This is a genomic window from Streptomyces sp. SBT349 (assembly GCF_001083795.1).
GTDB lineage: Bacteria > Actinomycetota > Actinomycetes > Streptomycetales > Streptomycetaceae > Streptomyces.
The window spans coordinates 1-10,658 of record NZ_LAVK01000271.1; the positions used below are offsets into that span (position 1 = coordinate 1).

Genomic DNA, 10,658 nt, shown 5'->3' on the forward strand with positions numbered 1-10,658 from the left:
GGCAGGGTGAGATGTGTAAAGGAGACGGCCCCCGGCGAAGGGGGCCCCGGGGGGATCGGGCGCGTCAGCGCCCGGAGTCCGGTGGGCCGCCCACCGCGTGGTCCGGGCGGAGCCCGGCGGGCCGCCGGCCCCGTTGTCCGGGGCGGAGGCCGGGAAAGCGGCCTCCGCCCCGGACAACGGCCTAGCCCGCCGCAGGCGGAAAGCTGGCGAAGTACGACGCGGCCGTGTCGTCCCTGCCGTGGCCGTTCTCCGAGGCGCGGCGCAGGCGGTCCGCGCCCGCCGCCGCCACGTCGAGGCGCACCTCCGTGGACTCGGCCGCGGCCAGGATCAGGCGGGCGTCCTTCTCGGCGGTGTCCACCGCGAAGCTCGGCGTGTAGTCGTCGGAGCGGATCACCCCCGCCTTGATCCGCAGGTACTGCATGTCCAGCGTGCCGCCCTCCACCGAGTCGAGGAAGAGCTGCGGGTCCACGTCCAGCGCACGCGCCAGCGCGAGCGCCTCCGCCACGCCGTGCGTCACCGCCAGCGCCCAGCTGTTGCACACCAGCTTCAGCCGCGTGCCCGCGCCCGGCTCCGACCCCGCCCACAGCGTGCGCCCGCCGATCACGTCGAGGACCCGGGCGGCGCGCTCCCGCACCCGTTCCGGGCCGGAGGCCAGCACCACCAGCTGCCCCTCCTCCGCCGGCTGCTTCGTCCCCAGCACCGGCGCGTCCACGAACACCACCCCCCGTTCCTCCGCGAGGGCGACCAGCGGGGCGAGGGGCTCGATCCCGGTCGTGGTGCTCTGGATCCACACCGTGCCCGCCCGCAGCGAGGGCACCGCGGCCCGCACCGCGGAGAGCGTGGCCTGGCCGTCGTAGAGCATCGTCAGCACCACGTCCGCGCCGTCGACCGCCTCGGCGGGGGTGTCGGTGACGCGGGCGCCGTCCGCGGCCAGCGGCTCCGCCTTGGCCCGGGTGCGGTTCCAGACGCGGACGTCGAGGCCCGCGTGGCAGAGGTTGCGCGCCATGGCGGCGCCCATGATGCCGGTGCCAAGAACGCTTACGGTCATGATCTCGTCGGTCATGGACCGCACGCTAAACGGTCACACCACCTGGTGCAGCCACCGCACGGGCGCGCCCTCGCCCGCGTGCCGGAACGGTTCCAACTCGTCGTCCCAGGGCTTGCCGAGCAGGCGGCTGATCTCGGCCGCCAGGTCGCTCTCGCCGTGGGCGGCCCGGTCCGCGGCGGCGCGCAGCCGGTCCTCGGGAATCATGATGTCGCCGTGCAGGCCGGTCACCGCGTGGTAGATGCCCAGCTCGGGCGTGCAGCTGTAGCGCTCGCCCTCGGTGGCGGGGGACGGCTCCGAGGTGACCTCGAAACGGAGCAGGTGCCAGCCCCGCAGCGCCGAGGCCAGCTTGGAGGCGGTGGCGGCCTCGCCCTGCCAGGAGAACTCGGCCCGCCACGTCCCGGGAGAGGCGGGCTGTTTGGTCCAGTCGAGGCTGACACGGGCGCCGAGGACTCCGGCCACGGCCCACTCGATGTGGGGACACAGGGCGCGCGGCGCGGAGTGCACATACAGAACACCACGTGTCGTCATCGGGACCTCCACTCTCGCCAGTCTGCGCCGGTCGCGAGCTCCAAGGCGCCCCCCACAAGCCCCCGAAACCGCGCGTGAACAGTAAACAGTATTCATCCCTTTTCTTGGCAAATTGGACAGCGGGTGACGTGAGGTCATCTTTTAGGCTGTTCAGTCATGGGGCACATCGTCGTGCGCCACCCTTCGCCAAGGAGACCAAGCTACCGCCCCGCTCGGCAGCCACAAGAACAGCCCAGGAACCAGAAGGAAGCCGAATGCCGGCCAGCCGCCGCCCCCTCGCCCTGCCGATCGCCGTCCTCGCCCTGATCGCCGGGTGCACGTCGTCCTCCGACTCCGGGGACGCGTCGGACTCCGCGCCGTCCCCGGACGCGGCCCCCTCCGCCGAGCCCGCCCCCGAGTGGGACACCAGCCCCGCCTCGATCGCCGCCATCGGCGACTCCATCACGCGGGCCTTCGACGCCTGCTCCCTGCTCTCCGACTGCCCCGAGGTCTCCTGGGCCACCGGCACCGACAGCGAGGTGCCGAGCCTGGCGCAGCAGTTAATCGGTGACGGCACCGACATCGCCGACCGCGCGTGGAACCTGGCCGAGTCCGGCGCGACGGCCAGGGACCTGCCCGACCAGGCCCGCAGGATCGCCGGCTACGAGCCCGAGCTGGTGACCGTCATGATCGGCGGGAACGACGCCTGCGCCGCGGACGTCGGCTCGATGACGAGCGTCGAGGACTTCACCGCGCACTTCACCGAGACGATGGACATCATCCGCGCCCGGCTGCCGGAGACGCAGGTGTACGTGTCGAGCGTGCCGGACCTGATGGAGCTGTGGTCGGAGGGCAGCCGGTCGCGGATGGCCCGCACCGTCTGGCAGGTGGCGAGCATCTGCCCGTCCATGCTGGGCGACGCCGACGACGACTCGGCGGTGGCGGACGAGCGGCGCGAGGCGGTGCGCGAGCGGGTCCAGGAGTACAACGAGGCGCTGGCCGACGTCTGCGGCCGGGACGAGCTGTGCCGGTACGACGGGGGCGCCGTCTTCGAGTACGACTTCGCCGCGCGCCACCTGAGCGACTTCGACTGGTTCCACCCGAGCAAGGAGGGGCAGTCCACGCTGGCCGCGCTCGCCTACGAGCAGGTCACGATGGCCGAGTAGCCGCACCGCGCGCAGGGTTCCCAACCTCCCCCCGGTGGCGTAACCATTGACAGGGTATGGCCGCGCTCATAGCGTTCTCGCCAGCATTTCGAACGTCTGACGAAATATCGAACATCGCGGAGGGCTGGCACCCGTGCGCATCACCGGAATCAGTACGCATGTCGTCGGTACACCCTGGCGGAACCTCACGTACGTCCAGGTCCACACCGACGAGGGACTGACCGGCGTCGGGGAGACGCGGATGCTCGGGCACACGGACGCCCTGATCGGCTATCTGCGGGAGGCCGAGGCGAACCACGTCGCCGGCTCCGACCCGTTCGCCGTCGAGGACCTCGTGCGGCGGATGAAGTACGGCGACTACGGGCGCGCGGGCGAGATCGTCATGTCCGGCATCGCCTGCGTGGAGATGGCCTGCTGGGACATCAAGGGCAAGGCGCTCGGCGTGCCGGTGTGGCAGCTGCTCGGCGGGCGCGCGGACGTGTCGGACAACCGCGTCAAGGCGTACGCCAACGGCTGGTACACCGTGGAGCGCACCCCCGAGGCGTTCCACAAGGCCGCCCGTGCCGTGGTGGAGCGCGGCTACCGCGCCCTGAAGCTGGACCCGTTCGGCACCGGCAGCTTCGAGCTGGACCACGCCGAGTCGCTCCGCTCGCTCTCGCTGGTCGAGGCCGTGCGCGACGCCATCGGCCCGGAGGCCGAACTGCTGCTGGAGATGCACGGCCGCTTCTCGCCCGCCACCGCGATCCGGCTGGCCCGCGAGCTGGAGCCGTTCGCCCCGTCCTGGCTGGAGGAGCCGGTCCCGCCGGAGAACCTGAAGGCGCTGGCCAAGGTCGCGGAGCGGACCTCGCTCCCCATCGCCACCGGCGAACGCATCCACGACCGGATCGAGTTCCGCGAGCTGTTCGAGTCCCAGGCCGCCGACATCATCCAGCCGGACGTGGGCCACCTGGGCGGCATCGGCGAGACGCGCAAGCTGGCCGCCACCGCGGAGGCCCACTACGTGCTGGTCGCCCCGCACAACGTGGGCGGCTCGGTGCTCACCGCCGCCAGCCTCCAACTGGCGGGCTGCACGCCGAACTTCAAGATCCTGGAGCACTTCAACGACTTCGCCGACGCGGACATAAAGAAGGTGGTCAGGGGCGCGCCCCAGGTGGTCGACGGCTACTTCACGCTCTCCGACGCCCCAGGGCTCGGCGTCGAGCTGGACACCGAGGCGGCGGCCGAGTTCCCCCAGCAGCAGGCGCGCTTCGACCTGTGGGCCGAGGACTGGCACAAGCGGGACGGGCAGGCGGGACGGTGACGCCCGCGCGCAGCGTGCTCGTCGAGCGCCCGGGGAGCCACCGGCTGGTGACCGCGCAGGAGCCTCCCGTTCCGGGGCAGGGCGAGGTCAGGGTGGCGGTGCGCGCGGCCGGGATCTGCGCCAGCGACCGGGAGCTGTACGACGGGACCAGGGTCGAGGGGTACGTCCGTTACCCCGTGGTGCCGGGGCACGAGTGGTCGGGCACGGTGGACGCCGTCGGCCCCGGCGTGGACGCGGCGCTGGTCGGCAGGGCGACGGTCGGCGAGGGGTTCCGCGCCTGCCGGATGTGCGTCCGCTGCCGGGCCGGGGAGACCAGCCTGTGCACCGCCGGATACGAGGAGACCGGCTTCACGCGGCCCGGCGCGTTCGCCGACCACCTGGTGCTGCCCGCGCACCTGCTGCACCTTCTCGACGACGACTGCGACCTGACCGCCGCCGCGCTGCTGGAGCCGGCGGCCGTCGTCGCGGCGGCCGTGCTGCGCGCCGCGCCGCGCCCGGCCGAGCGCGTGGCCGTGGTGGGCGGGGGAACGCTGGGGCTGCTCGCCGTGCAGTTGCTCGCCGCCTCCTCCCCCGCCGAACTGGCCGCCGTGGACCCGCGGGAGAGGCCGCGCGCCCTGGCCCTCGGCATGGGCGCGACCTCGGCCGCCTCCCCCGCGGAGGCGGCGGGGGCGCGCGGCGGCTTCGACCTGGTGGTGGAGACCGCGGGCGCCCCCGGCACCGCGCGGGACGCGTGCCTGCTCGCCAGGCGGGGCGGCCGGGTGGTGCTCACCGGCCTGCCCGAGCCCGGCGCCCACGGCATCGACCCGGTGCACCTGACGGTGAGCCAGCTCACCGTGGCGAGCGTCTTCGGGGCGCCGCCCGCCGCCTGGTCGTACGCCACCGAGGCGTTCCGGCGGGGCCTGCTGCGCCCGGCGGCGCTGATCACGCACCGGCTCCCCCTGGAATCATTCGGCAAAGCGATCGAGCTCGTCGGTAGCGGCGACCCCGAAGTGGGCAAGGTACTGCTGGAGCCCCAGGGGGCCGCTGATGCCGGCTGAGACGAACCGCCTTCGAAATACCGAACCACCGCGAACACTGGAGCATCGTGTCTGACCCCGCCTCCACACCGTCCCGCCGCCCGGGGGAGGCCGCCCTGGCCTCCCTGGGCTACGCAGCCCCAGCGGTCGACCCCGCCGACTCCTCCCCGCACGCCTTCCCCGACGGCGGCACCTGGCGCACCGAGATCCCGTCCGTCGAGGGCCCCGAGGCCCTGGCCGCCGTCCTGAAGGAAGCCACCCGCCTCGACGTTCCCATCCACCGCATCAGCCAGGGCAGCGGCGTGTGGATGCTCACCGACTCCGAGATCACCGACATGGTGGGCGCCTGCGCCGAGGCGGGCGCGGAGCTCTGCCTGTTCACCGGGCCGCGCGGCACCTGGGACATCGGCGCCTCCACGCGCAGCCTCTCGGGCGGCGCGGGGCTGCGCGCCCGCGGCCACGGGGCGCTCGCCGGCTGCGTCGAGGACGCGCTGCGCGCCTCCGAACTCGGCGTGCGCTGCCTGCTGGTGGCCGACGAGGGCGTGCTGTGGCTGCTGCACCGGCTGCGGGCCCAGGGCACCCTGCCCGCTGACACGACCTTCAAGGTCTCCGCGCTGATCGGCCCGGTCAACCCCGCCTCGGTCGCGGTCCACGAGCGCCTGGGCGCCGACTCGGTGAACATCCCCTCGGACCTGACGCTGGAGCACCTGACCGAGATCCGGCGCTCCAGCGGCGTTCCCCTGGACTTCTACCTGGAGGCCCCCGACGACCTCGGCGGCTATGTGCGGATGTACGACGCCGCCGAGCTGATCCGCAGGGGTGCCCCGATCTACCTGAAGTTCGGCCTGAGCAAGGCCCCGGGGATCTACCCCTACGGCGGCCATCTGCGCGATCTCACCCTCCAGAGCGCGAAGGAACGCGTGCGCCGCGGGCGCCTGGCCCTCGACCTCCTCGCCCGGCTCGGCGCCGACCGGGGGATGTCGCCGCTGGGTTCGCGCCTGCCCGGCCCGTTGCACCGCTTCCCCGCCACGGAAGCCGACTGAACGAGAACGACCGACCCGACCCGACCCGACCGGAAGACCGCACCACCTGAACGAACCGCACCACCTGAACGACCGGAACAGCCCGAACGACCCGCACAGCCCGAACGATCCAGAACGACTCCGAACGATCCGACGATTCCGCCGCAAGGCCGAAAGGACGTGCCGCTGATGTCCCGTCTACCAGTCGCAGCAAGGACCACCGCCATGGCCGCCGTTCTCGCGCTGGGCCTGGCCGCGTGCGGTCAGGACAGCGAGGGCGGCAGCGAGGAGCGCGATTCCGGCGAGGAGGGCGGCGGCACGATCGGCATAGCCATGCCCACCCGTTCCTCGGAGCGGTGGATCGCTGATGGCGACAACATGGTGTCGCAGTTCGAGGAGGCCGGGTACGACACGGACCTCCAGTACGGCGAGGACCAGATCGAGACGCAGATCTCCCAGGTCGAGAACATGATCGCGCAGGGCGTGGACCTGCTGGTGATCGCGGCGATCGACGGCGCCTCGCTGGGGAACGTCCTCCAGCAGGCGGCGGACGCGGAGATCCCGGTGGTCTCCTACGACCGGTTGCTGCTGGAGAGCGAGAACGTCGACTGCTACGCCACGTTCGACAACGAGCAGGTCGGGCGGCTCCAGGCCCAGTACATCGTCGACTCCCTCGGGCTGGAGGACGGGGAGGAGGGCCCGTTCAACGTGGAGCTGTTCGCGGGGTCGGCCGACGACAACAACACCCGGTACTTCTTCCAGGGCGCGATGAGTGTCCTCCAGCCGTATCTGGACGGCGGGCAGCTCGTGGTGCGCTCCGGCCAGACGGAGCTGAACGAGCTGACGACCGAGCGGTGGTCGGGCTCCGAGGCGCAGGACCGGATGGACGACGTGCTGACGGCGGACTACCGCGGTGAACGGGTGGACGCGGTGCTCTCGCCCTACGACGGGATCTCGCTGGGCGTCATCGCCGCCCTGAAGAGCGTCGGCTACGGCACCGAGGCGCAGCCGCTCCCGGTGGTGACCGGGCAGGACGCGGAGCTGGCGTCGGTGCAGTCGATCATCGCCGGGGAGCAGACGCAGACGGTCTACAAGGACATCCGCCTGCTCGCGGCCCAGGCCGTGGCGATGAGCGAGGCGTTGCTCGGCGGCGAGGAGTGCGAGGCGAACGACACCGAGACCTACGACAACGGCGTCAAGGTCGTTCCCTCGTACCTGCTGGAGCCGGTGAGCATCGACGCCGAGAACGTCCAGCTCCTCGTCGAGGAGGGCTACTACACCGAAGCCGACCTCGCCGGATGACGCCGGCGGAAGAGGAACCCGTCCTCCAGATGCGCTCCATCGGCAAGTCCTTCCCCGGCGTGCGCGCGCTGGACGGGGTGGACATCGCCGTGCGGCCCGGCGAGATCCACGCCATCTGCGGCGAGAACGGCGCCGGGAAGTCCACGCTGATGAAGATCCTCAGCGGCGTCCACCCGCACGGCACCTACTCCGGGGAGATCCTCTTCGAGGGCGCCCCCTGCCGTTTCAGGGACATCAGGGCCAGCGAGCGGCGCGGGATCGTCATCATCCACCAGGAGCTGGCGCTGATCCCCCAGCTCTCCGTCGCGGAGAACATCTTCCTCGGCAACGAGCGCACCGGCCGCGGCGGCGTCATCTCCTGGTCCAGGACCCTGCGCGAGACCGAGCGTCTGATGCGGCGCGTCGGCCTGGGCGGCGAACACCCCCAGACCGCGGTCGCGGGTCTCGGGGTGGGCAAGCAGCAGCTGGTGGAGATCGCCAAGGCCCTGGCCAAGCGCGTGAAGCTGCTGATCCTGGACGAGCCGACCGCCGCGCTCAACGACGAGGACAGCCGCAAACTCCTCGGCTTGATCGCGGAGTTGAGGGACCAGGGCATCGCCTGCATCCTCATCTCGCACAAGCTGAACGAGGTGCGGCGCATCGCCGACACGGTGACCGTCCTGCGCGACGGCAGGACCGTGGAGACGCTGCCGGTCGGCGAGGCGTCGGAGGAGCGGATCATCCGCAGCATGGTCGGGCGCGAGCTGACGCAGTTCTACCCGGAGCGCACCCCCTACACCGGGGAGCGGGCCGGTCAGGTGGCGCTCGCGATCTCCGACTGGACCGTCCGCCACCCGCTGGACCAGCAGCGCCGCACGGTGGACTCGGTGTCGCTCGACGTGCGGCACGGGGAGATCCTGGGCCTCGCCGGGCTGATGGGCGCGGGCCGCACCGAGTTGGCCATGAGCGTCTTCGGCCGCTCGTGGGGCCGCTTCGAGCGCGGCGAGGTCCGCATGCACGGCAGGACCGTCTCCACGCGGACGGTGTCGGACGCGATCGGGAACGGGATCGCGTATGTGACGGAGGACCGCAAGACGTTCGGGCTGAACCTGATCGACACCATCAGCCGCAACATCTCGCTGGCCGCCCTGCCCAAGGTCGCCCGGCGCGGCGTGGTGGACGAGCACGCGGAGACGCGCGTGGCGGAACGCTTCCGTGCCTCGATGAACATCAAGGCGCCCACCGTCTTCGAGCCGACGGGACGGCTGTCCGGCGGCAACCAGCAGAAGGTCGTCCTCAGCCGGTGGATGAACACCGGCCCCGACGTGCTGATCCTGGACGAGCCCACCCGGGGCATCGACGTGGGCGCCAAGGCGGAAATCTACACCGTCATCGACCAACTCGCCGCCCAGGGAAAGGCGGTCGTCTTCATCTCCTCCGAACTCTCCGAGCTCCTCGGCGTCTGCGACCGCATCGCCACCATGGCCGGTGGCCGGCTCACCGGCGTCATGGACCGCGCCGACGCCACCCAGGAGGCGCTGATGCGGCGGATGACGAGAACCGCCCCGGCGGCGGAGACCGCGGAGGCCCACACCGACGAGCAGCGAGGAGCGGCCGAATGAGCCAGGTGATAGGCCGGACGGCCGCGTTGGTGGCCCAGTCCGTGCGGACCAACATGCGGCAGTACGGGATGCTGATCGCCCTGGTGGCGCTGCTGGTCGCGTTCCAGGTGTGGACCGGCGGCGACGTGCTCCTCCCCCGGAACGTCAGCAACATCATCAACCAGAACGGCTACATCCTCATCCTCGCCATCGGGATGATGATCGTCATCATCAACGGGCACATCGACCTGTCCGTCGGGTCGATCGCCGGGTTCGCCGGCGCCGCCGCCGCGGTGATGATGATCGAGCACGATCTGCCCTGGCAGCTGGCGCTCACCTTCGCCCTCCTCATCGGCGCGGCGATCGGCGCGTGGCAGGGGTTCTGGATCGCCTACGTCGGGCTGCCGTCGTTCATCGTGACGCTGGCGGGCATGCTCCTCTTCCGCGGCGCCACCCGGATCCTGCTGGAGGGCCGCACCTGGTCGGGGCTGCCGCAGGGGTTCCAGGACATCAACCAGGGCTTCCTGCCCGAGGTCGGGCCCGAGAGCAACTACCACAACCTCACGCTGCTGCTGGGCCTCGCGGTCTGCGCCGCGGTGCTGGTGCAGGAGTGGCGCCGCCGCGCCCAGCAGCGCGAGTACGAGCTGGAGGTCCTGCCCACCAACCTCTTCCTCCTCAAGTGCGCGGCCATCGTCGCGGCGGTGATGGCGTTCACCCTGACGCTGGCCAGCTACCGCGGCGCGCCCGTGGTCCTGCTCATCCTGGGCGGGCTGCTGGTGCTGCTCGGCTTCGTGATGCGCAACTCGGTCATCGGCCGCCACGTGTACGCGCTGGGCGGGAACCGCGCCGCCGCCCAGCTCTCCGGCGTCAAGGACCGCCGGGTCACCATGGCGGTGTTCATCAACATGGGCGTCCTCTCGGCCCTGGCGGGCTGCGTGTTCACCGCGCGCACCGGGACCGCGACGACCGGCGCGGGCAACCTCTTCGAACTCGAAGCCATCGCCGCGGCGTTCATCGGCGGCGCCTCGATGAGCGGCGGGGTCGGGACCGTCCTGGGAGCCGTCATCGGCGGCCTCGTCCTGGGCGTGCTCGACAATGGCATGCAGCTGCTGAAGATCGGCGAGGACTGGCAGCAGGTGATCAAGGGCCTGGTGCTCCTCGTCGCCGTCGCCTTCGACGTCTGGAACAAACGCAGGGGCCTCACCAGCCGGACATGACCGGCCGGGGGGTGACGAGGCCGGCGGGGGCTGGGCACTCCTCACTCACCTCACCACCAAGGAGCAGTCTTCCCATGTCCACCTCATCACGCGCGATGACGGCCGCCTCGGCGGGCGGGGCCCAGACCGCCGGCGGAGGCGGTCCGCGGCGCGAGCCGTTCGGCACTCTCCCCGACGGCACCGCGATCGACCGCTGGACCCTCACCCGCGGATCCACCCGCGTGGGGATCCTCAGCTACGGCGGCATCGTCCAGACCCTCGAACTCCCCGACCGGGACGGCCACCGGGCCAACGTCTCCCTCGGCTTCGACCACCTCGACCCCTACCTCACCGACTCCCCCTACTTCGGCGCCCTCATCGGCCGCTACGGCAACCGCATAGCCGCCGGCCGCTTCACCCTCGACGGCACCGAACACCACCTCCCCCTCAACGACGGCCCCAACACCCTCCACGGCGGCACCACCGGCTTCGACAAACACGTCTGGGACGTCACCCCCACC

9 protein-coding genes and 1 pseudogene are annotated in these 10,658 nt (G+C 71.7%); 8 read left to right on the plus strand and 2 right to left on the minus strand.

Features of this window, described 5'->3' with window-relative positions; genetic code table 11:
• Window positions 1-181: 181 nt before the first annotated feature.
• Both ADY01_RS26460 and ADY01_RS26465 read right to left on the minus strand, forming a co-directional pair.
• A complete protein-coding gene (locus ADY01_RS26460) occupies window positions 182-1,063 on the minus strand; it encodes an NAD(P)-dependent oxidoreductase (RefSeq protein ID WP_049578541.1) in 882 nt (293 codons plus the stop codon).
• Between the two features lie 18 nt (window positions 1,064-1,081).
• Window positions 1,082-1,576 (minus strand): DUF3145 domain-containing protein, encoded by a 495-nt coding sequence (locus ADY01_RS26465; RefSeq protein ID WP_049578543.1) that lies wholly within the window; start codon window positions 1,574-1,576, stop codon window positions 1,082-1,084.
• Window positions 1,577-1,830: 254 nt separating this feature from the next.
• Here ADY01_RS26465 and ADY01_RS26470 point away from each other — a divergent pair, with 254 nt between their 5' ends.
• The 8 genes and pseudogenes from ADY01_RS26470 to ADY01_RS26505 all read left to right on the plus strand — a co-directional run.
• A complete protein-coding gene (locus tag ADY01_RS26470) occupies window positions 1,831-2,721 on the plus strand; it encodes an SGNH/GDSL hydrolase family protein (RefSeq protein WP_049578545.1) in 891 nt (296 codons plus the stop codon).
• A gap of 133 nt (window positions 2,722-2,854) precedes the next feature.
• Complete coding sequence (locus ADY01_RS26475; protein ID WP_049578546.1) at window positions 2,855-4,021, plus strand: mandelate racemase/muconate lactonizing enzyme family protein; 1,167 nt, start codon at window positions 2,855-2,857, stop codon at window positions 4,019-4,021.
• Entirely contained in the window at window positions 4,018-5,058 is a 1,041-nt protein-coding gene (locus tag ADY01_RS26480) for a zinc-dependent alcohol dehydrogenase (protein WP_049578547.1), read from the plus strand. The genes ADY01_RS26475 and ADY01_RS26480 overlap by 4 nt, the downstream gene beginning before the upstream one ends.
• A 47-nt stretch (window positions 5,059-5,105) precedes the next feature.
• The gene (locus tag ADY01_RS26485; RefSeq protein ID WP_049578549.1) at window positions 5,106-6,080 is read left to right on the plus strand and encodes a hypothetical protein; all 975 of its coding nucleotides are present in this window, start codon (window positions 5,106-5,108) and stop codon (window positions 6,078-6,080) included.
• Between the two features lie 168 nt (window positions 6,081-6,248).
• The gene (gene chvE, locus ADY01_RS26490) at window positions 6,249-7,361 is read left to right on the plus strand and encodes a multiple monosaccharide ABC transporter substrate-binding protein (protein WP_049578551.1); all 1,113 of its coding nucleotides are present in this window, start codon (window positions 6,249-6,251) and stop codon (window positions 7,359-7,361) included.
• Window positions 7,358-8,962 carry a sugar ABC transporter ATP-binding protein gene (locus ADY01_RS26495; RefSeq protein ID WP_049578552.1) on the plus strand — a complete coding sequence of 535 codons (1,605 nt, stop codon included), beginning with the start codon at window positions 7,358-7,360 and terminating at the stop codon, window positions 8,960-8,962. The genes chvE and ADY01_RS26495 overlap by 4 nt, the downstream gene beginning before the upstream one ends.
• Window positions 8,959-10,158 (plus strand): multiple monosaccharide ABC transporter permease, encoded by a 1,200-nt coding sequence (mmsB, locus tag ADY01_RS26500; RefSeq protein ID WP_049578553.1) that lies wholly within the window; start codon window positions 8,959-8,961, stop codon window positions 10,156-10,158. Before ADY01_RS26495 ends, mmsB begins: the two co-directional genes overlap by 4 nt.
• Window positions 10,159-10,232: 74 nt before the next feature.
• A pseudogene (locus tag ADY01_RS26505) lies at window positions 10,233-10,658 on the plus strand (galactose-1-epimerase); the annotation flags it as partial.